This window comes from Brucella pecoris (genome assembly GCF_006376675.1).
In the GTDB taxonomy this organism is placed as follows: domain Bacteria; phylum Pseudomonadota; class Alphaproteobacteria; order Rhizobiales; family Rhizobiaceae; genus Brucella; species Brucella pecoris.
In genome coordinates this window covers 58,108-82,721 of sequence record NZ_VEWK01000007.1, presented here as the reverse complement: position 1 = coordinate 82,721, position 24,614 = coordinate 58,108, and the positions used below count along the sequence as shown (strand labels likewise).

Sequence of the window (24,614 nt, the reverse complement as noted above, 5' to 3'; positions counted from 1 at the left end):
AAGGCACATTCGCATGAATACAGCTTCTGCCGTCACCGCGCATCCGCTTTTGAGACAACGAGACGGGCACCATGCACGGGTTACATTCGAAGAACTATTCTTCGATCTGGTTTATGTGTTCGCGGTTACGCAACTCAGCCACGAGCTTTTGCATAATCTGACGCTGACCGGTGTTATCGAAACGCTGACCCTGTGGTTCGCGGTATGGCTGGGCTGGCAATATACCTGTTGGGTGACCAATTGGTTCAACCCTGAAACACCACAGATACGCAGCCTTTTGTTCTGCGTCATGTTGCTGGGCCTCGTTATAGCCTCTTCAATTCCCGGAGCCTTTGCGGACAAAGGCTGGATATTCGCACTGGCATATGTGTCAATGCAGGTTGGCCGGACCGCCTATGTGGTGTTTGTGCTCGGTCGAAAACATCCGCTTGGTGCCAATTATCGGCGAATGCTCGGTTGGCTCACTATTGCCGCGGTCTTCTGGATCGCCGGATGTTTCGTCCAACATGAAGCTCGTATGGTATTTTGGCTTATAGCCGTGCTTTGCGAATATTTATCGCCGATGTTCGGTTTTGCACTGCCGGGTCTTGGACGCTCCCATACCAGTGACTGGACTATCGAGGGTGGGCATCTGGCGGAACGTTGCCAGTTGTTCGTGATCGTGGCGCTCGGCGAAACGGTTTTGGCTACCGGCGCCACACTTGCAAATGCTGAGACCTGGAATTTGGCCCTCATGTCGGCTCTGCTGGCCACATTTCTGGGCACGCTTGCGATGTGGTGGCTCTACTTTGGTACTTCCAGCAAGGATGCAACAGACACAATCACCCATTCGGCTGATCCAGGGCGCATCGGTGCTTATTTTCATTATGTCCACGCTCTTCTGGTTGCGGGGATCATTGCGACCGCAGTTGGAAATGATCTTGTAATGGCCCACCCGCACGATCCGTTGAAAACGGCATATGTTCTTGTTCTTGTGGCCGGGCCTGCGATCTATTTGATCGGTAGCGCCATCTATAAGAAGGACGTGTACGGCGTCATTCCGGTATCACATATCTTCGGTGTTCTGGCACTGCTGGCAGCAATTCCGGTCGGCTACGCGGTGGATTTACTGGAAATGGGCGTATTAACGACGATTATCATGCTGGTCGTGAGTATATGGGAAGGGCGCAACAAGCGACTACGTAGCGTCACGATCTAGCAGACGGACTTTTAGCGACGTCGTCCAGTACATATCTACGGATACGGATCATATTTCGAAAAGCTTATCGCGCATCATGTCAGATATACAGCCCGCTGATCAGCAACCAACAGACAATGTCCATGTCAAGATCGCTCGCAAGGTTGATATTGTGATCATCGGAGCAGGGCAGGCGGGGCTCTCATCGGCCTATCATTTGAGCAAGCTCGGCCTCGTCGGCGAACGGCAATTCGTGGTTCTCGACAAGGCCGCAGGACCGGGCGGAGCATGGCAGTTCCGCTGGCCTTCTCTGACGCTCAGAACTGCCAACGCCATTCACGATCTCCCTGGTATGAAATTCGAGGATATTGTCGAAACGACCAATGGCGAGGTGCGCGCGTCGGTTGCCGTCCCGCAATATTACCGCGCTTATGAGGATGCATTCAACCTTCCCGTGCATCGTCCCGTGACTGTGAAAGTTGTTTGCGACCGCGGTGAGCGGCTTCGTGTGGAGACGGATCACGGAGATTATTCCGCTCGCGGGATCATCAATGCGACGGGCACGTGGGAGTCACCTTATATCCCACCCTATCCGGGTGCGGAACTATTCAAGGGCCAACAGTTGCACACGCGTGATTATCAGACGGCAGAAGCCTTCAGGGGCAAACGCGTTCTGGTCGTCGGTGCAGGCATTTCGGCTGTACAGCTTCTGGATGAAATATCGCGCGTGACGGAAACCGTATGGGTCACACGCAAAGAGCCTGCTTTTCGGGAAGGGACGTTTTCGCCAGAGTTGGGCCGTGCCGTCGTAGCCTTGGTTGAGGAGCGAGTACGCCGGGGCTTGCCGCCGGGATCGGTTGTTTCGGTGACGGGCCTGCCGTTGACACCTGCAATCGAAGCGGCGCGAGCTCGGGGCGTGCTCAACCGTTTACCAATGTTCAGCGAAATCACCGAAACAGGTGTTCGCTGGGACGACGGAATCGAACAATCCTTCGATGTGATTTTGTGGTGCACCGGATTTCGCAGTTCGCTCGATCATCTTGCACCGCTGCAATTGCGCAATGCGGAAGGTGGCATCCTCATAACCGGTCGTCTGGCAACACAAGTGGCGGCCGATCCCCGGATACATCTGGTTGGTTATGGCCCGTCGGCGTCAACTATTGGTGCAAACAGGGCAGGCGGGGCCGCCGCCCGGGAGTTGGCAAACTATCTTGGCTTGGTATGATCCGACTTAGCGATTATTTGCGAGGGGCAGCATGAAGCGCATTCTGAAGTCTGTCGTTTGTCTTCTGCTTGCCATCGTACTGGGAGTAATTCTCTGGTTGGCGATCAGGCCGCCTGAACTATTGCGTGTCGGCACCGGTTATGCCGCCAAGATCGTCTGCTCGAACGTTTTCATTGCAAATCGGGACGCTGATATTGTCCTTGCAGATGATGTTCAGGCGCCGGGCAATCCGCTGCTACGATTTCTGAATATTTCCATAGACAAGAACAGCAGCAGCGTGACAGTGCGGATTTTCGGCTTCTTCGCACCAGGTACCGCAGCTTATCGGCCAGCACTCGGATGCGCGAATATTCACAAGGATGATTTGCGGCTGGAGCTACCGACCAGTCCACAGGTACCGGCGGAGCCGATCCAGATTGAGACCGATCCGAAAGTACAGGCTGTGATCGAGGATCAAGCTTTGGCCGGTCCGGGTATGCGGGCGATTGCCGTTATCCACGACGGCAAACTGATTGCCGAGAATTACGCTTCGGGCTTCAACGCGGATACGCCTTTGCTGGGCTGGTCCATGACCAAATCCGTCATCGCGACGCTGATCGGCATGCGCATTGCCGAGGGGCGGATGACAATGGAAAGCACCGGGCTGTTGCCGGAATGGAAGAACGATGAGCGGGCGAAGATTTCCCTCGCAAACCTGATGGCGATGAATAGCGGACTGCGATTCGATGAAGACTATGGCACCGTGGCTGATGTCACACGCATGCTTTATCTGGAGACCGATATGGCCGGATTTGCTGCATCATTGCCACTGGAATCGGCGCCGGGCACGAAGTTCAATTATTCCAGTGGAACTGCCAGCATCTTGTCAAAGCTCTTCATGGATAGCTTTAACAGCCGTGAAGAGGCTCTCTCCTATCCTCGACTTGCGCTTTTCGGCCCGCTAGGCATGCGCAGCACCATTCTGGAGACGGATGCGTCAGGCGTCTTTGCCGGCTCATCCTATATGTACGCAACCGCCCGCGATTGGGCGCGCCTTGGTGCATTTCTCGCTGATGGCGGGAACCTTTATGGAAAGCCCGTCCTGCCACCAGACTTCATTTCATTTATGCGCAAACCCACACTGGAATCCGAAGGGCGCTACGGCTCCGCACAAGTCTGGCTGCAGATTGCGGGTGTGAAAGCCGGTCAGGACGGCATTCCGGAAGATGCATTCTGGATGTCAGGGCATGACGGGCAAAGCGTGATGATTGTTCCATCGATGCATCTTGCCGTAGTCCGTCTTGGCCTGACACCTTCACGCACGCACTACAATGTTCAACGCCTCAACGCCAAAGTTATTGAAGCTGTCCGACAGGCGCGCTGATCCTAAGCTTGCGAAAATCGTTGCCGCTCGGGTTCTGGAAGGCGCTGAGGCCAAATTCTGGCAAAACTGCATAAAGGTGATCGAAAATATCCGACTGGATCTGTTCGAAGGATGCCCAGACGGTTGTGTTCGTGAAACAGTAGATTTCAAGCGGCAGGCCTTCAGGCGTAGGGTCCATCTGGCGCACCAGCAACGTCATGCCTTTATGCACACCGGGATGATTGCGCAGATAATTGTCCACATAGGCGCGAAACGTACCGATGTTGGTGAACTGGCGCCTGTTGACCGGGTTGTTGGCGCGGTCGCCTAACTTCTGGTTCCACTCGGCGATTTCCTTGGCCTTCTTAGGCAGATAATCCGCCAGCCAATCAACCGTGCCAAGTCTGGCCCGTTCGTCATCCGACAGGAATCGAATTGTGTTCTGATCGATGTAAAGCGCGCGTTTGATTCGTCGCCCACCGGATTCCTGCATACCGCGATAGTTTTTCATCGGCTCTGTGATGAGCTTACGGATCGGAATTGTGGTGATCGTCTTGTCGAAGTTCTGGACCTTAACGGTATAGAGAGCGATTTCCGTGACATCGCCGTTGGCGTCGAGGTTCTTCATTTCGATCCAGTCGCCAACACGGACCATGTTTGACGAAGCGATCTGCATACTGGCGACCAGTGAAAGCAGCGTATCCTGAAAGACGAGGATCAGCACTGCGGCCATGGCGCCGACACCCGAAAGAAGGATAACCGGTGATTTGTCCAGCAATGTCGCGATAATGAGAACTATCGCGATGATATAGACCGCCAGCTTGGTGACCTGAATATAGCCCTTCATGGGGCGGAATCTTGCCTCCGGGCGGCGGTGATAGAGCGTATCGATAAGCCCGAACACCGAGTTAACCGCCAAGGCCAGCGTTAGAATGATGAAGGCTATCGCAACATTTCGAATGACGGTGATCGCGCCCTCTGGCAAGCCGGGCACAGCCATGATCCCGGAGGCAATGATCAAGGCCGGAACGATATTGGCAAGACGGCTGATGACGCCGTGCTTTTTGAGCTCTTCATCCTGTCCGAATGAGGTCTTCTGGACAATACGATCAAGCAGTTTGAGCAGAATCGCCTTGATCAGAAAATTTGCAATGAAAGCTGAAAGAAATAATCCCCCGAGCGCCATAAGCGTTTCCGCCCATGGATGAGCAATAAAAAATTCCGACAATAGACTTTCCTAAGATTAACCTGATGAGGGATGAGCGCTGTGCTGTGATGCCTTTATTGTGTTCTAGCAGTAATTAAAGCAGTCATGTGAAGATTTCAATCGTGATTGATGATTGATTGTATCAAAACCCCGGCCAAGAGGCCGGGGTAGACTTACCTTATCGAATATTGAGACGATACTACTGGGCCGGCGGCGGCGATGCGGGAGCCGTATCGCTTGCCGGAGCATCAGCCGCCGGGGCATTAGTCTCCTTTGCCGCAGCGGGATCGGCAACACCGTCTGCAAAAAGCTTCGAGCGGTCAAATGCCGGTGCATCGGTCAGTTGCTGCTTGGTTGCCTTGATGACGAGCCATTTTTTACCATCGCTGCGCGTAGCAAGCTGTAGCTGATCCGGACTGACGGCAACGTCCTTTTCACCGATTCCCAGAAAACCGCCCACGCCGATCACTGCGGCTTCGATTTCGCCTTCTGGGCTGGCGATGAGGTCGTTCAGCTTACCGACAGTCTTGGCGTCGGCTGCATCACTTTCATAAACGCTTTGTCCGATGAAGGAGGAGACAAGAAGCTGGCCGTCTTTCGGCTCAAGAAAACCCACCTTGTCGGTCTCGCCTGACGTGGGGTTGCCAAACATGTCCTTGGACGACACCGGCATTTCCTCTGCTGCCGCTGGTGGCTCTGCGGGAGCAGGTGCAGGCGCCGTTGTCTGAGCATAAGCTGCTCCGCCAATCAGCAATGCACACGTCGTCGTCAGAAGTGTAGTTCTGAACATAACTATCTCCTTTATACGTTCGGTTGCTTAAGCAGAATGCATAAATAGAAATTTCGTTCCGGATTTTCTTGAATTATTTTGCCTTGTTAAACAATTAGTATTGGTGAAAATATTATTCTTTATCGGTAATCAAAATGAAGAAGATCATCCCATGATGCGGGCTTTTCTTATTTGCTTTATGTCGTTGGACTCAAAGTTCCGTATTCTAAGTTTGAAGGTGGATCAGGTTCTGGAAACGCGTGTTTCCGGCTGTATCCTCTCAGTTAAATTGAATACGATCTCACCTGAGAAATAGAGCGCGGCGATTGCCGCCATTGGTTCGTCTGTATTACGGACGAGTTGGCAACAATGTTTAGCGCTAGCGGTCCATCATCATCGAGTGCTGTCAGCAAGCGAAGCCGATCAGAAAGCGAAACAGTTGAGGTTTGTACATAAGGTACCGGCAGGCAGAGAAACGACTGGAGGCAAGCGAACAGCAAATTGGTCTGTTGCCAGTTGAGCCAATGCTGAAGGGTTGTTGTGATGGGCCAGAAAATTGTCGAGGCAAAGCAAGCAATCAGTGTCAGATAGGTGATGCTACGCTGGGCAACATTTGGCGCTAGTTGCACCAATAATGCGAAGGCTGCTCCATATTGGAGGAGGTTTGCGGCGATTTCGATGATCGTTAGCGCGCCTGCAAACACCAAAGCATTTGAAGAAAGCGAACACAGTATGAGAGCGACGGCGGCCAGTATCGAACCTATCGTCATGATGCGACCTGCGCCGTAACGGTCAATCCATTTGCCTAACCAGGGAGCCAGGAGGCCTCCTGCCAGCAGGGCGACCGACAGCGCTCATATTGATTTTAACGAAACACGCTTTTCGAGTTTGGCCGCTTCTTCCTTGCGCTCGCTATATCGGTCTGTGAGATGATCCGAGATGCCACGCGTCAGAAGTGTAAACTTCATCAGTTCTTCCATCACATCGACCACGCGATCATAGAATGATGAGGGTTTCATCCGTCCAGAGTCGTCAAATTCCTGCCATGCCTTTGCGACGGATGACTGGTTTGGAATGGTGATCATTCGCATCCAGCGCCCAAGAATACGCATCTGGTTGACAGCGTTAAAGCTCTGCGATCCACCTGATACCTGCATCACGGCCAGAGTTCGGCCCTGCGTCGGACGAATTGCTCCACCCGGCAATGGAATCCAGTCGATCTGTGATTTCATGACCGCGCTCATGGCTCCATGACGTTCGGGACTGGTCCAGACTTGCCCTTCTGACCAAAGCATTGCCTCGCGCAATTCCTGAACCTTCGAATGCTCTGCTGAACCATCGTCTGGCAAAGGAAGACCATTGGCATGAAAGACACGCGTTTCAGCACCCATCGCATCGAGCAGGCGCTGCGCTTCCAGCGTCAGAAACCGACTATAGGAACGATCACGAAGTGAGCCATAGAGCAAAAGGATACGAGGCTTATGCTTTGGAAAGTCGGCACGTAGAGCATCGAGGTCGGGCAATGCGAAGGAATTCTGGTCGAGGTTCGGCAGGTCCATGTCAGCGCGACTTTCTTTGATAGGTGATGACTTCTCCGTCCTCTTTGGTGAATGACGACACCGGGTTTTCCAGAATGTCGAGAACCAGTTCTGACGGACGGCACAGTTTGGTGCCAAGTGGCGTTTCCACGATTGGACGATTGATCAGGATAGGATGCGCCATCATGAAGTCGACCAGTTCATCATCAGTCCATTTCGGCTCTGACAATCCCAGCTCGGTATAGGGCGTGCCTTTTTGGCGAAGAAGTTGGCGAGGCGTCATCTGCATTGCAGTGAGCAGTTCGACCAGTCGTTCTCGCGAAGGCGGATTTTGCACATACTCGATGACAACAGGCTCTTTGCCGCTGGCACGGATCATAGCCAATGTGTTGCGAGACGTGCCACAGTTCGGATTATGATAGATCGTAACTGACATCAGAGTTTTCCTGTTTCGGTGACTGGCTTTTGATTGGCACCGCGTTCGTACCAGCCCTTGGAACGGTTCACGATCCAGACAACGGAGAGCATGACAGGCACTTCAACAAGAACGCCAACCACCGTTGCAAGTGCTGCGCCAGATGAGAAGCCGAAAAGACTGATTGCGGCTGCTACTGCCAGCTCGAAGAAGTTTGAAGCACCAATCAAAGCCGAGGGACCGGCGACGCAATGTTGCTCGCCTGAAATGCGATTCAACAGATAAGCGAGGCCAGAGTTGAAATAGACCTGGATGAGGATCGGGACGGCCAGCATTGCAATGATCATGGGCTGTGCGATGATCTGCTCTCCTTGAAACCCGAATAGCAGAACAAGTGTCGCCAAAAGCGCAATCAGGGACAGCGGCTGTAGCGTTCTGAGCATTGCATCGAAGGCTCGTTGTCCGCCGCTGGCGAGAATGCTTCGGCGCAGGATCTGCGCGATGATTACCGGGATGACGATATAGAGGACAACCGACAAGACGAGCGTATCCCATGGGACAGTAATTGCCGACAGTCCGAGCAGTAGCCCGACGATAGGGGCAAATGCGACAACCATGATCGCATCGTTCAGGGCGACCTGTGACAGCGTGAAATGCGGCTCGCCCTTGGTCAGGTTGGACCAGACAAATACCATTGCCGTGCAAGGGGCCGCCGCCAGAATAATCAGCCCGGCAATGTAGGAGTCGATCTGGTCTTGAGGCAGATAAGGGCGAAACAACCAGCCGATAAATAGCCAACCGAGAAGCGCCATAGAGAATGGTTTGACGGCCCAATTGATAAATAACGTGACGCCGATGCCACGCCAGTGCTCAGTGACCTGTCTCAAGGCGCTGAAATCAATCTTGAGCAACATCGGAATGATCATGAGCCAGATGAGAATAGCGACTGGAATGTTGACCCTGGCGACTTCAGCAGATCCGATTGCATGAAATAGTGTCGGAAAGAAATGGCCCAGAGCTACGCCAGCGACAATGCAAAGAGCCACCCAGACAGTCAGATAACGTTCGAATGTGGACATCAGTTATTCTCCAAATTCCAGATTACCTCGCCCAAAGTTGAACGTGCAAAGTTGTCCGTGCCCAAGAAGAGCACGCTATATATCTGGTCTCTCATTACATCAGTCCGTTTGTGGAAGGCCGAATTGAGCGGCCTTGTGTTACTGGGTGGCCGTTTTCGGTTCGCAACAGGGTGTCAGGTTTTTTATAAGAGGTGCGCAGAGTTCAGCACTACCCCCACAGCAGTCCTTGATCATGAAAAGGGTCAGTTCGCGAAATCGGTCGAGATCAGCGCGGTAGATGATCGAACGGCTCTGACGTTCGCCTTTCACAAGCCCAGCGCGAGACAATGTCGCCAGGTGTGCAGACATCGTGTTCTGAGGAACATGCAACGTCCGAGCGAGTTCTCCGACAGGAAGACCGTCAGGCTCATGTTTCACCAACAGCCGAAATGCATCGAGTCGTGTCGATTGGGCGAGGGCAGCTAATGCGGTTATGGCTTCTTCTTTTTCCATATATCCAGAATAATGGATATATTAGTTACGTCAAGGCCCTGCATTGGTCGTCAGATGACGATTGCTAAAGAATCTTCCGAAAAAATTTTGAGCCAAATGATAAGTCTTCAGAAGGATTCTTGTACGTGAACTGCGAAATCATGCAGGTAGTCGTCTGAATGAACTGCACTTCACGGTATTCACTCAAAATCTGCGATTATGGGTTGCCTGATGGCGTGGGATAATTCCCTTTACAAATTCGGTAGTGATCCTTGTTTGGTACTACCATTCCGATTGTTTCACTTTTTGTTCTTATTGCCATTTCTGGACACGCGTTAGCGTGTCCAGAACGGTATCGATCATGCTTTTCTGTAACCGATTGATATTCCTATATCGATTACGGAACATTGGTTCCTAAGTACGGAACTTTGCGTCCGCGCACAAACGTGTCGTCGGACTCAAAGTTCCGCATCGCCCTATCTGCAAGATACTGAATTTGTTGTGATATTTTTTTGGGTCATTTTTTCGGACTCAAAGTTCCGTATCTAACGGAACCAAAGTTCCGTATTTTGAGAACACCTTATCAGTTGTTGAATTTCCTTATCACGGTTTTGAGGTCGTTTGCGATACAGGTATATTGCGCCGACAGGTATCTGAGGTAGTATTAGTCTATAAAAATATGGATTAGAGCTATGTATATTCCTACACGTAAAGAACAGAAGAAATCACTTTTAGCAACGATGGAACTTGCTGCGGAAACATCTGATGTGACTTCGACTAAATCTTTGTTCGAAGCCTGGGAGAAGCATTTTGGCTTCAAGGGTAAGAAATATGCGAAGCGCCTAGAGGCAATCCGCGATTTTATAGATCATGGAACAAAAATCGAAGCTGAATTTGGAATGGGTGCTTTGTTGGATCTGGATCACCCCGATGTAGTATCAGGAATTGATGCTGGGATTTTGAGTGCTGAAACCATTGATTATTTTAAGAAGAATAAAATGGCGTACCTAGCCAGTAAGATCATTTAATTCTAGGTCCGCCTAAGGGTTCGTTTGGATCGTCGTCATTTTTACGACGTTGGTCCACATCGTCTTGTTGTATTTTTAATTCGGCACGCTTTTTGATCTTACCCTCATAAAGTACTTTGTCGCCTTTTATGGCACGATACGTAGCGTTTCTCACACTATCGATAGTTTTCCCAGAAGGTACAAAAACTTTAATCGAATAACCAGCTGGCAACCCCACAGCAGGGATTGTCTGCCATTCGCCTTTAACACCATTAAAAATCTCGATCATTATGCGCTCATTTAATTCCTGCCTGCGAGCAGAAATCCTTATCCGATTCTGTGTTTTTATTGAAAGCTAATTACCACGAGGCGAAGGAGGCTGGTGATTATGATTGAATGCCGTCTTCCACTTCAACCGCATCTCTAAAATAGAAAAAGCACCTAAATTTCTCACGATCCAAGGCCTCTGAGACACCGACTTTTCTGAGTGAAGATCGGACTTGCTTGTGGTGCAACCCAGTCTCTTGGCAGAGTTCACCAAGCGATACGTATTTCCGTTTGAACTCGTCCGCGCTTTTTCTAGAGATGACCGGCACCAATCTCCTGGCGGCCGGACTGAACTCCTCAACGACCTCCAATTCGCCAGCTTGAATTAGTGGGTTCACTGCTTCTCGCGCGATGCCCGGAATGAAATCCAGCAGCTCGATTTTAGTTAATCCTGATCTTTCTTCATCACCGCGAACGAGCTGTGTGATCTCGTCCGCGTCCAGCAAAAGCGTATTGTAGTTCCGCTCTCCGGGCGGCCTTCCTTTCCATTTCAGCTTATCCTCCATGATGAGCGTCAGCACCTGTTCCAATCGTGCAGTAGCCATCAGGCGGGCCGTCGAAATGGGCACTTGTCGCGGCGTTGGGTTGTCAACCTCGACAGCGTTAGCGAACAGTTTGGTCATGAAGGGCTCGATGACGTCGGGTGAAATACGATGCTTCGCGTAACTGCGTTTTTCCGAGCCAGTGATCGTGGAAAGATAACCGAGACTGATAAAGGCTCTGAGATGTAACTTTGGAATACCTGTGATCCGTTCAACCTGTGGGGCGGAGAGGGCCGTTTTTAGCTTCTCGACGATTTCCTGAATTTGTTCGGCTTCGACTGTCGTTCGATGATCAACCAGGTTGTCTTGATCTTGTGCGAAGCCTTCTCGCTCGAACAGCTTTCGCATAGTCAGAGCGTGTGTACCTGACGCAAGGGCGGAAGTGTGAATCGTATGGACTTTTCGGACGTCGAGTTTGTGACCGAGCACCGTGACGCCTGGCTTAATAGGAATATTCTCGATTGTGAAAGTTGCGAATAAATCCCGAAATTTTGCATAAGCCGAATTTTTATGGTGCTTCTGCAACAGACCATACGCTCTGCCGAGGGTATCTCTGGCTCCCCACGTACCCTTGGAGCGCTTTTCTCTCGCCGTTAAATCCTTCAAGAGATTTTCGACGCTCACGCTACCTTCACTTGCAAGTTGATATCCCTCGTTAGCGGCAACAATCCAATCTTCTGGTTGGAGATCTGTGGATCGAACTTTCGACGGGTAAAGCGCAGAGAGCCCCAGTTCTTCGCAAAATTCAGCGGCGGCATACAGTTCTACATCGTCGAGCCAGTTATTCCGGTCGACAATCCCGTCTAACCTCCGGGTGAACCAATCCTGAAACGGGGACCTCGCCAGCGGCTTCGCTGGCAAAGCTTTCTGGATGTAAGACCAATTGTCGGCAATCGTAATCGAGAAGTCGAATGGCTCGAATGGTTTGCGGCAGGGTTGTAAGGATACTAACAATCGTTGGTGCGCGTTGCACATACGATAGTGCGACAGCATCCATGAAACGCGTAGCCAAGGACGCGCGCTCTTGGGTCCGTCAAACCGTCCAATATCGTCTTGAATGCAGTCCGGGCAAACACTGAAATATGTACGATTGACGGTCAGGCGTTTCAGTTTCTGTGAACCCACTTGCCAGAAATGATCGTCCACGTGACGCGGGGAGTATTTCAGTAAAGCAAGGAAGCTGGCATTGCCGAGGACAGAAACATCTTTTATTGCGTCTTCGTCACTTCGATCCAGGTTGCGCGGAACAATATGCATATCGCGCAGGAAACGACCAAGTGGCCTCCCGTTAAGGTTTGCTAGACGAGATGCGAAACCGATAGCAGGTTCTCTTTCCTCCAGTCGATGATGCCATGCCAGCTCCTTAAGGGCTTGTTTCATGGCTAATCTCTGCTGTCAACCAAGAAAGCACCCGGATTCAGTCGTTGCCAATCGTCGACTAAAAACGGGTTCATTTCGTCGTAACCACGCGCTTGAGAATGGTGGATATAAGCGCGAGCAAAGTCATCGCGCCCCAACGAAGTACGACCAGCTTCTAAAGCCACTTGAATGGCTGCGAGCACCACCTGGGTCACTCGGCCAAACTGGTATCGGGCCGTATGTGCGATGCGTTCTGGCAGATCACTTTGCGTGACCTTGGTCGCGTCCATGTCGATGACAGAAGTCATTTCAATGAGAATTCTCTCGATAAGAGGCCGCCCCTCGGGCATCTCGATTTCTGGGATTCTGCAGAAACTGGAACGGCGTTCAATCTGTTCGTCGAGTTGAGCCATTTCCACAGTTTCGGGCATTCCAGACATAATAAAACTGACTGGCCAAGGAGCGTAATTCATTACGCCTTTAAAGGCCTTGGCAAGGTTCTTCCGCTCTGAATCGCCTGTGGTATGCCGGAGCATGTGCTGTGTTTCATCAACGTAAATCAGAAGTACACGGCGCTGCCGAAGTTGGTTTGGCAGCATGTCCCAAAGCTCGCCCTGTTCCATTCTCTGGCGAATAGGATATCCGATTGTCTCCAGGATGTTTTTGCCTAGCAAGCGAAGTGTGCACGGTCCCATCAAGCGAACTGTTGCCACAGGATTGACTATGCCAAAACTCGTTTGCATGGGCTGGAGAAGTTCATTCTTTTCCAGCAATTGAGCAATCATACGGGTTTTGCCCGCCCCGCTTTCACCTGTAATGAAAAGCGCTCTGCCGTCGTCTCGACGCTCTCCCTGTTTCGCGAGCATGGAAACCAGAAATCGATCTAGGTCCTTTTCCAGAACCTTATCGCGCGGAGAGCGAACATAAACGCTTTTCACTTTCTCCAGGGAATCGCGAATTGCGCGTTGTTTGTAAGGAAATCTCTGAGTAATCGCGTTGAGAAAGTCGTCATCCGAGAAATCATGAAGGTCGGTCTTTCCTTGATCAGTCATCATCATCCTCGAAAGTGTTCATGCTCTGGCTAAATGGCTTGTGCGCTGGCCGTTCTTTTGGTTGCGCGTTTCCATCATCGGCATTCGGCTTGGCTTTTGGTTTCGTGCGCGCCGATACTGCGATTACGGAGCCGGGAAGATCATCGTCCGACATTGGGTCGTCAGAATAGGTGGGGGACGTTAAAGCGGCGCGTGTTTTCTGCGATACGACTGCCGTGATCTGATCGTATTTCTTTTGAGACAACTGATGGGTTGGAATACCGGCATCTTTGAGCGCCTGAGCCGATTGATCCTGAAAATCGTTATGGGCTGTCAGACGGTAGGGGTTGCCCTCTAACGCTTGCGCTTTGAGGAAATCCTGAACTTCGCGCTTACCGGCAACAAGGTCGAGATAAGTGCGCCCATGAACAGCTGCGTCGGTACACTTTCCGATGATATAGCTGCCAAAAACATTGTGGAACCTGTCCAGATGTTTGTTCGGAACTCTGACGAGGATTGTTCCCAGATCGTCCGGGTCGAAGATCGAAACCACATCCTTCTCGCCCATGATCTGATGCAGCTTGGTCAAATCAGAAGACTCATAATTAAAGGAGTTAATAGTTACGCCATTTCGCGTAATCTTCGATTTGTGTTCGAGGCCGAATGCTTCAACAATCTGCTCCTGATTCAAGGGAGGTGCCATGCCTCTGTCGCGCTGGGTTGTCAGAATCTCCCACGTTTTGAATGGGGTACCATTGTTGAGGCCGCGATGTTTGCGATGATGATATACATCGACGATGTACCGAACTGCGGCGCGGTAAAACACGTCGAAGGTCAGGCTGGCGTAGTCTTCACCTGGATAATCGCCCTTTTCCATGACATTGGAAAATGACTGACCTGTAAAATATCTGCAAAGCCGTTTGAATGAACGAAAGAAGGATTCAATCGTTCCTCGCATTCTGGGATCCTGGTCGGGGAGACTGCGGTTCATCCGACTGCGAGCGACAGCTGTCTCGAATTCGCCTCTAAAAACAGGGCCGCCATCAGTCACAATAAATTCTGGACGTCCATACATATCCCACGAGGACTTCGCTCCTGCGAGTTCAGCAATTTTGGTCTTATCGAGCAAGACTGAGCGCAGAGCTGTTTTTGCTCCAGCGGTCGACGGAGGGGCAGGCGTCGCGTGAAATCCGACGATGCAACGCGTCACACAATCGATTGCGACAGTTACGGTGACCCGAACGCGTTCGATCTGTTTCTTTTGCTTGGAATCCAGCTTTTTCCATGCGGATGATGTCTTCAACAGGACGAACAGGTCAAATTCCCAATCGTCCATTTCGACCCGCTCCAGTGGGCTTTCGAGGACAATTCCGCGCCCGACAGGAGCATATTTGCGCAATGCATAATCGGCCCCGAAACGTCCCGCATCTCTCTTAAATGGATCAATATTATTAATGTGGCGACGCACCGTGCGGTCGCTCACTTGCAGCTCAGAACCGTGCTTCTTGTTGTGCAGGAATAGCTGAGCCTCTATGTCTTCGTAGACGTCAGCCATCTTGATACGATTAAGAGTGCAATAACTCTCGACTCCGTTTTGAACAATCTGACGAACACGCTCATCAAGCTGATTCCGATTACCACAATTTTCATAAAGGGGTCTGAAGGCTTCTGCCCTGTATCCGGCTTGCCGATATAGCTTGAGCCAATCTCGTAGGGTGCTGGGAGCGGGATAGTCGAATTCTTTCCTGATCTCCCCCTTTCTCTGACGTCCAGGCTTACGGCGCATTCCGAATTCATTGAGATACCAGCTGTCCATTTCAGACTTGATGTTATCGATGAATTGCCGGATGTCTGTTGGCGTCATCTTTGGACGCCAGGGCTTATCTTTCGCTCCAGCCGCCGATAGAAACCGTACGCACCACTCCTTCTTCCAGGCGACAGTGCGAAGGTCGTCTTCAGAGAGATCACGCAGATTAGAGTTGTCGTGACGAACGCGTAGAAGATGCAGCGTTTTGGAAAACCAACCGGCATCTACGCGGAGACGACCGCTTTTCATCAATAAAGAGATGTCCTGGTCGGTCTTAACTGTAAGAAAATCGTCGATAAAACCATCAACAATGGCTTGGAGAAAATGCGTGTTCTTTTCCTTGGATTCTGATCGATACGACACATTGTCGATCATAATTCGATCATGGCGATCAAAACGGAACGAACGATTTTCCATCACGCTTCCCCCAAAGCTAGCCCATCCCTGGAGCATTAATCCGAATATCTTAAGAAACGGATTAATGCCCCAAATGGATTTTAGGCGGCTTTTTTAAAGGTATTTTCGACTAGAACAGACCCGCTGAGCCTCTCAGTATTATTTGCTCGCAATTTTCTTGAGAAAATCATTGCGACCGCTGCTCTATAGCCATCCGATCCCAAACCAGTGTCATCAGCGATTTGCTGAAGGCAGAGGTACCGAGGAGCATCATTGAGATACTGTTCGACCATTGACTGGGCTTCGAAATCGAAATCCAGGGCGCAGTCGAGAATGTGTCGCGCATTATTCAGCTGAATAAGGTTCAAATCCTTTTCAGTGAGAATACGAAACTCATCGGCGACTAAAGAGCCGTGTTCGGAGGCAATATCTTTGAGGATGTCTTCGAGTTCTGGCGTGACATCCTCTTCATACTTCACCGCATACGCGACGCGGGTTCCATCCAATTGTTCAACGATGAAGTCAAACGTATGTCGCCTGTTGCCGAAATACGTACAAGATTGCTGCTCACGAATTTCCTTTAGGTCAGAGCGAGCGATGAACACGGTGGCCCACTGGCGTTCGAGCAGACTTTCGAAATTCACAAGACGAAGTCTGAATGGATCGATCACACTACCGATTTGGGACCCACATTTCTTCGGGCTAAGCTTTCTGTCTGCGACAGAAGGCGAAATGTAAATGGCTCGTCCAGTTGAGCGGCGCTTAAAAGAGCGTTCGCTATGTGACAGCCTCTGCCCTTGGTATTGATGCTACGACCGAGATAGGGTTGGGGCGCGATAATCATCCCATTTTGACGTCGAGACACGTACTTGCTGAGATAGATGGCATTGCCGTTCATGGATATTCCCTCCTGTTGGATCCAAGCAGAGACAGCGATGAACAGTCACATTCCATTGCGATGAGCAACGGAATGACGATGTTCAGTTAAGCTGTTTTAGAAATGGAGGAAGGACGGGATGAGCATCAAAAAATGATAATTAGCCATCACTAAATCAAAGATTTAGTGCTTGTGCGCGTCCTTCGCTACTTTGGATATGGCTGTTATCATTGTATTGCTCCAAGCGTGATCATAATTCACGTGCGTTGATGACATCTCACAACCCGAAGCCAAAATCAAGACTGTTTTTTCTACTTGTATTGCAAGGTTAACGGAACAACAGGGGAGTACAGAGGTTTTGAATCCGGCGCTCGGTTATCCCAATGCAATTTACGCGAGAGGTAGCGGTCGATTTTGGGACCCACCCTTTGCATAGTTTTCGTCTACGCAAAATTCTCTGTTTACTCATGGCAAGAGAATGCGGTATCCTGAGTTTGAGCTTGTCTATGGTTCACGTTACACAAAAAAAGTGAAGGCTCCGTGTTGCAGCACGGAGCCTTCTTTTTTACACGTGGTCACCTCGAACCGAACACGTGTGTGGCGTTCATGCCGTTAGATTAAGAAACAATAAACGATCTCAAAAACCAGCAGGCCGACGCCTAGTTTGTCTATGAAATTCATGTTTACACCTTTCCCGGTGCCATGACTTTGGATTACTTCATCAAAGGCCTTTTGATGACGCGGTCGCTCGCCCCTTATGGGTTTCCGAGGAATAGGGAATTAGCTGCAGTCTAGTTTCCCACGATTGGCACCGCGTGGTCTTTATAATCGGTTTGGAAGTGATGTGAAGAGCCAGCTCGTAATTATAACTAACGTCCTGCCGATGAAACAGTAAGCGTAACGGTCAATGTTATTTGCTAATTTTCTCGACGCAAAAAATGCCGATTTGCAAGCTGTTCTCCCATCACCATTGAGCTTTTCTATCTGTGCTTCGCTTAATTCTGTTTCGCGCTGATGCGCATCAGACGGCATTGGCACGACATCGTAATACCGTCCTTCACAACGCATTAGCCAATTCGGCCGAAATATTACAGTTCTCGCAGGAAGATCCTTTTCAGTTGTCTTTCATTGAGTGCCGAATAACGTTCAAGCTTCGCGGCGATTGAAGAAACGGCTTTCGCTTTTTTCTCGATGATGCCGACCGCTCTATCAAACTGGATTTTAAGAATTTCATTCACACGCTGATGGAGATGGGAATTTTGACGCAGCAGGGTTTCGTCGCACAAATTCATAGTAGCTGAGAAAGCCAGATCGTTACCCAAGCCGAACGAGGCTTCCATTCGGATAGCGATTCTGGTTGCTTCTGCTAGATCAGAATGAGAGCCGCCGCCGCTGCCATCTGTCGTCTCGCCAAACACGACCTGCTCGGCGGCTAACCCAGCCAAAAGTGTGCAAATCTGAGCATCGTACGCGGCTCTGGTTGTGAGAATTCTATCTGCTCGAATTTGCATCAGTGTGCCACCAAGGTTGCAATCACTGTCTCGGAAGGTTCGCCTCAGATGAACCGAAACCGGTTTGATGCCTGTCACATCGAACAATTCATCTGCAACGACAGCGTGCCCGGCTTCGTGAATGGCTGTTCGACGGATGTCTTGAATACATACCGGGCGCGGAGAAGGAATATTGATGGCGAGGTCTGACGCGCTTAGAGGGGCTTTCCTCGCTCGTGCGCGGCTCCGTGCTTCTCGCACCAGTCGGGCAATGTCTGCACCTGACGCACCTTCAAGCCTAATCGCGATTCCGGAAATGTCTTCCCCTGGCAAGGCGTCTCGCAAGTGGTATTTGAGGATTTGCTCCCTTCCCACTGCATCGGGGAGGGTGATGTGGACATGCCGTTCAATTCGTCCGGAACGAATGATCGCCGGGTCAATTGCATTGATATCGTTAGTCGCTGCAACTACGACGACACCTTCTCGCCCATCCAAACCATCCAAGCACTGCAAAAATCCATTGATAACCTGCCGCGCGTAATTGGAATTTCTTCCAGAAAGCTGAGATCGTGTTCCGAAACTGTCAACTTCGTCGACAAACAAGATGCATGGCGCTTCCCGTTTCGCCTGCTCAAATGCACGAAGCATCGCTTTGAGGAGGTCGTCTAAGCTACCTTTGGCCTGCCACTGGGCTAGAGAGTGCGCAAACAAGGGTACTCTGCAGGTTCCAGCTAATGCACGAGCAAAAAGCGTTTTGCCGACGCCTGGAGGGCCACAGAGTAACACGCCGCGATCAATATCCTCCCAGTCCAGTTCTCGCTTGGCGAAGAGAGATAAATCTTCTGCAAGCATTTTTCCCCAAGACGCTGCTTCCCCATATCCAGCGATATTGTCGAGGTTGATCTCGCTATTTGTGCGGATCGCCTTTGCTCGTCTGGTCACGCGATCAAGCTTGTGTTGAACGTCCTGATCGCTCCATGATTGACAGATCATCGAAGCCAGAATGCGTAACGAGAACGGGGCAGGGACAGGCAGATGGGAAAAACGAGGTGGAGTTCGAAGATTTTCTTTCGCAATCGATTCACACAGGGAGCCATCGAGCTTCATTTCGATGATATCGTCAGCGGAGTCCAATACTTGTTGTGGTAACGAAGTTACCTGTGGTGCGAAATAGACCGTCTGCTTGTATGTGACATGGTCATCACCAAAATCAACGTGATCTCGCTTTTGGGCAGTTAATTGGATAACGCTTCGCTGTGACGGCCGTTTCGAATTGTAATAGTCCAGCCGACCAAGTGCTTTCTCAAAGAGCTCCAGGTCATCGGCATGTTCACATGTGATAACTAGGTCGAGCACCCGGCCCGCGAGCAAATCTTGAAGACCGCGCCTTCTGATTTGCCGAGTAAAATGCGCCACTGCAAGGCGCAAAGCCAGAGCTTCTGGCGTCTGTTGAAAATTCTGCATTCTGTTTTCTCACAAGGTTTCACAGCATTGAAAGATGGAGACCGGCAGTTGCAGTGTGATATTCGAAACATTGTCATAGACGTCGCCCTCAAAAATTAACGCAGACCTCTGACTTTGGCGGGTTTACCAAGTCGATAAAATCGGGAATACGTCCGCGCAAAGTGCAACTGCGGATCGACATAAAACAGTTCGCTAGTCGTAATCAGTCTGCGGCTACCCAGCTTCGGGTGCTCTAGAACCATTCCCTCCAGGCAAGGCAAGGCGCGTGTTGTTCGAACCCAGTCGTTAAGAAGTGGGCTGTCATCCAGAAGGTTCAGGTCCGGTTGTTTGCCCTCGCGTAAAATCTTGAGATCATTGACCAATTTTTCGAGCGTATTAATCGTTTCAGCTAAATAATTCAGATTGCTCATGGTAAGCCTCCTCGTTATCGGACGTCGAATGCCGATTTGGATAATTCTGATTTTGAAGTGAGATTAAGTTCTCGAAACCCTAGTTTCCGGGCTTATTCTTTCATTCAGGTCGAATGAAACTTCTCCAGAAAAATAGAGCGCGGCCAAAGCGCTCATCGGTTCGCTGGCATTGCGCACCAACTGGCAGCAATGTTTAAGAGGTAGAGGACCGTCATCGTCTAACGCGGAAAGTAGTCGAAGTCGGTCTCCGAGCGAAACCGTAGATGAGGCAAAGGGAACGAGATCGACGGCATTAAAAATGATTGTTTGTTCAATCATTTTGTAGGTGTGCTGGTCATAGAACCAGCCTTCATCCTCTGCCGCCGCAAGAGCCCATTCCGGTGTGTCATGGACATCGACAAGGTAGTCGCCATCCACTCTCTGAACTGCGAAGTCTGGGATGTGAAATGTCTGTGTTGAGCCGACCAGGATCGGCAGGCACGACCATGCCAATACGTCGGGACTGAGGTCAAAATAGCAAGCTAGGTTTCGAGCCTTCTGTGATCGAAAGAGCGCGCGGCCCCTGCACTTTAAAACAACTGAAGGTGCAAATAAGTTGCTGGCCGCACGAAGATGTGCGTCAGCTAGGACATCATTAATGGAATGGAACATTGCATTGCTCCTGAGGACGGCAAGCCGTCTATGAACTGCGGGGTTCAAAAACTCAGAAGGTACGTATTCGACGCGCGCAGGCGACAAGCTCAACAGGGAGCATAGTCAGCAATGGGGAATGGGTGAGCGCGTGTTTCATGATGGGAACATAACAGGAACAAAATCTGGGAGTCAAGGCACTATTTCTGCTTTTTTCGATCCAGCATACCATTCACCTGTAGCAGGATTGCACAGTCCAGGCAGTTTGTAACATTGATGAATGCGAAGGAAGTCGCTGATGTTCTCTGTCGCTATCGGAATTTGGTGACGTATGGAAGCCGCTGCTATTTGCAGGTCTTGACCAAATTTCGGCTTCTTGGATTTTGCGTCTGGGACCCACAGAGATTTCAAGGCTGGCGTAGAGATCATCTGTCCGACTATTCTTGCAGTGATGACGTCTTGATCAAGGCAAACGAGGTCACTAGCGAGCAATCGGTCTAGCCATTCCTCCAATGCATCCGCGCGGGGCGAACCCGAGAGCCGGAGATTTTCTATTCCCTTCTGTATCTCGATTACGGTCGAAACAGAGATCACAAAATAATTGTCCGGAAAACTCTTCATCCATGTGATAAGCTGATGCGGAGGATTCTTGTAAGCAAATTGGCTTATGATACAGGTATCTAGTAGCAGGCGCTCATGCGTTTTCATACAGCACTCGCAAGCGTGGTTAATGGAAACTAGTATCGGGGCAATTGACAGGAATTTTGTAAAATAAAAATTAGTATTCCTGAACGATGGCATTGAAAATGCCATCGCTATGAACCGTTGGATGTACTTCTTATGAAGACTGGAAAGCTTTGGACGATTGATGAGTTCATTTCAGATGCGAGTAATGTTCTGTCTTCTGTCGCTTTAAGTGGTCCGCAGTTTTTAGTGGCGAATGGGAAAACTTATAGAATAGAATCCGTCGAAGACGCTGACGCTGATAAGGTCAAAGATATACTGATCGGCGGTGGGCCATTGGAGAGTGGTGAAAAATTGGATTAACACCCTAGATTTGCAACTTCGGGTGATGACCGGCGACCGCTATAGTTTTCCGCGCCTGTCGAATAAAATATCAGCATCGACCACGAGAATACACCTATTGGCTCTGCATCCTCGACGTGTATAGTATGCGTTCATGCGGGTATGGGGTAGTCGTTTGTGCGGGCTTTTTTTTGCTTATTGGTAATAGTCGGATTTCTTTGCGGCTCTGGGTTTTCGGCCAGTGCACAATCAAAAACGCCTAAAGAGATTCAGGCGGCGCTTACCGAGCAGGGCTATAGCTTAGGAAGCGTTGATGGGATTTGGGGTAAAAAATCCATCGAGGCTTTGAAAGCATTTCAATCACAGAAGGGACTTTCTGTTACTGGCGTCATTAACTCAGTAACTTTGGAAGCATTGTTTCCTGCAAAAGAAGTGCAACCAGTCGCAGGAACGTCTGCGCCCCCGACTGTTTCAGGGGACGAAGCTGCAACGAAGAAAGACAGACTGCAAGTAATTGAACCGAAACCCACGCTTAATTCACAGCCGTTGCAGTCATCAGGAGACTGGAAGGAGCCTGGGCGCAATGTTGTACGCTTACCTGAAAACACAGTCGAGACGAACGGAGGATTTAAAGTATTCCTCGCTTTGTGTGCGATTGCTGCTTTTTGGGCATGGGCGCGCAAGCGTAGACACAAAATGGCGGGGTTGAATGACGTTGATCCGCAATTTTCGGCTGCGGCATCTGTTAGAACTGAACCGATGATGAAAAAAGCTAAGGTGAATGCCAATTATAATGATGAATTGGTTATGGTCATTGAACCGTCAGAGCGACAAAACTCGTCTCCGGTAATTCCATCACCTTCGCCTATTGATCTGCACAATCGCCGTGTTCACGAGTGGGTTAATAAAAATGTACTGAACGGCACTTTTTCGAAAGTGGATGACAGACGTCTCCGGACCGCCGAAACTACCGTGCCTCGCGTCGCCAATTGGGTGCGGCCTGGTACAGAGGTGCAGGTAGGCCCGTTCAAAATAACTAATGGCATGTTCTACTTTGGAAAATACCTGCCAAAGCACGGTCAAAGATACGAACAGGAAAACTGTCTGGTAGACCCGTCTCATCAGATAGCGAATGTTGGTGACGCATTCGGCGAAACTATGGGGTATTGGCCGTCTTACGAATACATGTCACCTTCCGCGCGTCATTCATACTTGGCTTGGCTCGCAAGTGATCGCTCGGACCCCGATACATATATTGGCTATGTTTTCCTCTACTTCTACGGGCTTGAACGCCGATTGATGTTGGATGATGGAAACGCTGATTTTGATGTCGTGGCCGACGAAGTTCACCGTCTTTTGAATATTTTCGGTTCCAATCATTCCTTCCGCCGATATGCGTCTGATTTGTTATCCGTCGTCGAAATAAAGTCGGGGCGAAACTTTGCTGACGTTCCTTCGGGGTTGCAGGCAAATGGCTATGAAGTTCCAACCGCGATTAAGATTAGCCTTGGACTACGAGTAAGAGACGGCCTGCCTTTTGAACCAGATTTGCTACTGCGTTTTGCGATAAGTCATCCTGAGACGCGGGTTCGCACACCAGCGAAGAGGGCGTTCCAGGAACTTGCACTCCTTTACGCGCAAGAAATCAATCGGCTGTTTCCGAACGGATATGTTCTTAAGCCGGGCCGCACAAAGAGCTTGAAAAAGAGATATCAGGCGTGCAGTGGCACATTCTCCTGTGATATTGACATAGGAGGTGGCAAGATTCCTGATGTGTCTGATCGGGCGGAACCCCTTACGACAGCGCGCGACGTTTTGGAAAAGTGTACCGAAGCACTCGACGATTACAGCAGGGCTCTCGGACGGATTGCAGATCAAAAGCCAAATCTTTTAGCGGCGTCCAAGCTTCCGGACGCGATCCGACGGCAAATGGCGCTCACTATTGAAGGTCGACCGCTCGATTTAATTGAAGCACTTGCTCTGAAGCAGGAACCAACAACAATCAAGGCGCTCGCGGAGACCGTTGGTGTAGATGTTGGGTCCACAGTATCGAAGGCGAAATTGCGCGAATTGTCGGCAGTATGCGCTTCGTTTGGTTTTGGGATAAGTTGCGATCCTGGTTTCACGTCTAAAACCGGTACGTTGACGGATGAAGTTTTAGTTTTCTCGCAAATCAACGACAGGTTATCAGAGGCAAGCACTGCTTATCGTACCAGACAACTCAGTGTAATGCTTGGTATGATTGTTGCGTTTTCAGATGGACATTTTCATCAAAGGGAACATGCATTGCTCATAGAGCAGATCGAAAAGGACGTTAATATCCAAGAGGATGAATGTTGCCGATTAGCGGCTGAAATCCGTCTGGCCGAACGAAACCCCTCTCGTCTGGATGATTGGTTGAAGCGCCTTAAAGATATACCTGAAGCCTCAAAGAACGCTGTTGCTGAAGAACTTATTGCTACTGCCTCTGCTGACGGAAGCTTGCATAAAGAAGAAGTGCGGAAGCTTGAACTCATCTTCAAGCGTATGGGCATTTCATCCAACGAACTTTACGCTCAGTTGCATGATGGCACGTCGACAAATGTCCACTCCTCCAGAGAGTCAAAATCTGCCGTTGCTGATGCACCAAGCAGAGGTATTGATTTGAATAGGCTGCAGCGTATTCGTGCTGAAACCACGATTACGTCGAATGTGTTATCCGACATCTTCGAAGAAGAAGAGATCACCGAGAATGACATTTCAACCTCGGATACAAAGCAGAAAAGCGAGATTTTTGAAGGGCTTGAACATCGATATGGCACTTTGCTCTCTGAACTTTCACAGAAGAGTTCGTGGTCGGCTGCCGATTTTGAAGTGTTGATACGTCAGGCTGGAATGCTGCCAGGTGCCGCGAAGGAAGCACTTAACGAATGGAGTTTGGATACCTTTGATGAATTAATCATTGAAGGTACCGACCCAGTGTTGATTAACGTAGACGTTTTGCCCTCAGGCAATTGAATTACATATATCGAGTTAGGAAGAGTTC

General features: G+C 50.2%; 21 protein-coding genes and 1 pseudogene. 6 read left to right on the top strand and 16 right to left on the bottom strand.

The genetic code is table 11. The annotated features are described in order from the left end of the window. Nucleotides 1-13 precede the first annotated feature (13 nt). From FIB18_RS14080 to FIB18_RS14070, 3 genes are all read left to right on the top strand, one after another. Entirely contained in the window at nucleotides 14-1,198 is a 1,185-nt protein-coding gene (locus tag FIB18_RS14080) for a low temperature requirement protein A (protein ID WP_140021314.1), read from the top strand. 76 nt (nucleotides 1,199-1,274) lie between these two features. Next, nucleotides 1,275-2,402, top strand: a complete 1,128-nt coding sequence (locus FIB18_RS14075; RefSeq protein WP_174977434.1) for an NAD(P)-binding domain-containing protein — start codon at nucleotides 1,275-1,277, stop codon at nucleotides 2,400-2,402. Between the two features lie 31 nt (nucleotides 2,403-2,433). Further along, nucleotides 2,434-3,765: a serine hydrolase domain-containing protein gene (locus FIB18_RS14070; RefSeq protein WP_140021313.1), complete on the top strand. Its 1,332-nt coding sequence runs from the start codon at nucleotides 2,434-2,436 to the stop codon at nucleotides 3,763-3,765. Here FIB18_RS14070 and FIB18_RS14065 read toward each other — a convergent pair. The 7 genes and pseudogenes from FIB18_RS14065 to FIB18_RS14035 form a co-directional block, all read right to left on the bottom strand. After that, complete coding sequence (locus FIB18_RS14065) at nucleotides 3,737-4,930, bottom strand: mechanosensitive ion channel family protein (protein ID WP_407921861.1); 1,194 nt, start codon at nucleotides 4,928-4,930, stop codon at nucleotides 3,737-3,739. The genes FIB18_RS14070 and FIB18_RS14065 overlap by 29 nt on opposite strands. Nucleotides 4,931-5,150: 220 nt before the next feature. Next, a complete protein-coding gene (locus tag FIB18_RS14060) occupies nucleotides 5,151-5,741 on the bottom strand; it encodes a PRC-barrel domain-containing protein (protein ID WP_140021311.1) in 591 nt (196 codons plus the stop codon). A 437-nt stretch (nucleotides 5,742-6,178) separates the two neighbouring features. Then, nucleotides 6,179-6,574 (bottom strand): annotated as a pseudogene (locus FIB18_RS25205) (arsenite efflux MFS transporter ArsK); the annotation flags it as partial. After that, nucleotides 6,575-7,279 (bottom strand): arsenical resistance protein ArsH, encoded by a 705-nt coding sequence (arsH, locus tag FIB18_RS14050; RefSeq protein WP_168436469.1) that lies wholly within the window; start codon nucleotides 7,277-7,279, stop codon nucleotides 6,575-6,577. A 1-nt stretch (nucleotide 7,280) separates the two neighbouring features. After that, nucleotides 7,281-7,694: an arsenate reductase (glutaredoxin) gene (gene arsC, locus FIB18_RS14045; protein ID WP_140021310.1), complete on the bottom strand. Its 414-nt coding sequence runs from the start codon at nucleotides 7,692-7,694 to the stop codon at nucleotides 7,281-7,283. After that, entirely contained in the window at nucleotides 7,694-8,752 is a 1,059-nt protein-coding gene (gene arsB / locus FIB18_RS14040; RefSeq protein ID WP_140021309.1) for an ACR3 family arsenite efflux transporter, read from the bottom strand. The genes arsC and arsB overlap by 1 nt, the downstream gene beginning before the upstream one ends. A gap of 138 nt (nucleotides 8,753-8,890) precedes the next feature. Continuing rightward, nucleotides 8,891-9,244: an ArsR/SmtB family transcription factor gene (locus tag FIB18_RS14035; protein ID WP_140021308.1), complete on the bottom strand. Its 354-nt coding sequence runs from the start codon at nucleotides 9,242-9,244 to the stop codon at nucleotides 8,891-8,893. Between the two features lie 671 nt (nucleotides 9,245-9,915). Here FIB18_RS14035 and FIB18_RS14030 point away from each other — a divergent pair. Beyond that, on the top strand, nucleotides 9,916-10,251 hold the full coding sequence (locus tag FIB18_RS14030; RefSeq protein WP_140021307.1) for a hypothetical protein: 336 nt from the start codon (nucleotides 9,916-9,918) through the stop codon (nucleotides 10,249-10,251). Here FIB18_RS14030 and FIB18_RS14025 read toward each other — a convergent pair. From FIB18_RS14025 to FIB18_RS13985, 9 genes are all read right to left on the bottom strand, one after another. Beyond that, the gene (locus FIB18_RS14025) at nucleotides 10,244-10,519 is read right to left on the bottom strand and encodes a hypothetical protein (RefSeq protein WP_140021306.1); all 276 of its coding nucleotides are present in this window, start codon (nucleotides 10,517-10,519) and stop codon (nucleotides 10,244-10,246) included. The two genes, FIB18_RS14030 and FIB18_RS14025, sit on opposite strands and share 8 nt — an antisense overlap. A 97-nt stretch (nucleotides 10,520-10,616) precedes the next feature. Continuing rightward, the gene (locus FIB18_RS14020; protein ID WP_140021305.1) at nucleotides 10,617-12,479 is read right to left on the bottom strand and encodes a TniQ family protein; all 1,863 of its coding nucleotides are present in this window, start codon (nucleotides 12,477-12,479) and stop codon (nucleotides 10,617-10,619) included. Nucleotides 12,480-12,481: 2 nt separating this feature from the next. Continuing rightward, nucleotides 12,482-13,510: an ATP-binding protein gene (locus FIB18_RS14015; protein ID WP_158295711.1), complete on the bottom strand. Its 1,029-nt coding sequence runs from the start codon at nucleotides 13,508-13,510 to the stop codon at nucleotides 12,482-12,484. Then, nucleotides 13,503-15,713 carry a Mu transposase C-terminal domain-containing protein gene (locus FIB18_RS14010; RefSeq protein WP_158295710.1) on the bottom strand — a complete coding sequence of 737 codons (2,211 nt, stop codon included), beginning with the start codon at nucleotides 15,711-15,713 and terminating at the stop codon, nucleotides 13,503-13,505. The genes FIB18_RS14015 and FIB18_RS14010 overlap by 8 nt, the downstream gene beginning before the upstream one ends. Nucleotides 15,714-15,793: 80 nt before the next feature. Beyond that, nucleotides 15,794-16,363, bottom strand: a complete 570-nt coding sequence (locus tag FIB18_RS14005) for a PDDEXK family nuclease (RefSeq protein WP_140021302.1) — start codon at nucleotides 16,361-16,363, stop codon at nucleotides 15,794-15,796. Nucleotides 16,364-17,657: 1,294 nt separating this feature from the next. Then, nucleotides 17,658-19,523 (bottom strand): AAA family ATPase, encoded by a 1,866-nt coding sequence (locus tag FIB18_RS14000; RefSeq protein WP_140021301.1) that lies wholly within the window; start codon nucleotides 19,521-19,523, stop codon nucleotides 17,658-17,660. A gap of 95 nt (nucleotides 19,524-19,618) precedes the next feature. Then, the gene (locus FIB18_RS13995; protein WP_140021300.1) at nucleotides 19,619-19,933 is read right to left on the bottom strand and encodes a DUF6634 family protein; all 315 of its coding nucleotides are present in this window, start codon (nucleotides 19,931-19,933) and stop codon (nucleotides 19,619-19,621) included. Between the two features lie 63 nt (nucleotides 19,934-19,996). Next, nucleotides 19,997-20,584, bottom strand: a complete 588-nt coding sequence (locus FIB18_RS13990; protein ID WP_140021299.1) for a hypothetical protein — start codon at nucleotides 20,582-20,584, stop codon at nucleotides 19,997-19,999. A 171-nt stretch (nucleotides 20,585-20,755) separates the two neighbouring features. Beyond that, a complete protein-coding gene (locus tag FIB18_RS13985; RefSeq protein ID WP_140021298.1) occupies nucleotides 20,756-21,271 on the bottom strand; it encodes a type II toxin-antitoxin system VapC family toxin in 516 nt (171 codons plus the stop codon). Nucleotides 21,272-21,403: 132 nt separating this feature from the next. Here FIB18_RS13985 and FIB18_RS13980 point away from each other — a divergent pair, with 132 nt between their 5' ends. Further along, the gene (locus tag FIB18_RS13980) at nucleotides 21,404-21,610 is read left to right on the top strand and encodes a hypothetical protein (protein ID WP_140021297.1); all 207 of its coding nucleotides are present in this window, start codon (nucleotides 21,404-21,406) and stop codon (nucleotides 21,608-21,610) included. A gap of 156 nt (nucleotides 21,611-21,766) precedes the next feature. Continuing rightward, nucleotides 21,767-24,586, top strand: coding sequence for a TerB N-terminal domain-containing protein (locus FIB18_RS13975; RefSeq protein WP_140021296.1), 2,820 nt, complete (start codon nucleotides 21,767-21,769; stop codon nucleotides 24,584-24,586). Nucleotides 24,587-24,614 lie beyond the last annotated feature (28 nt).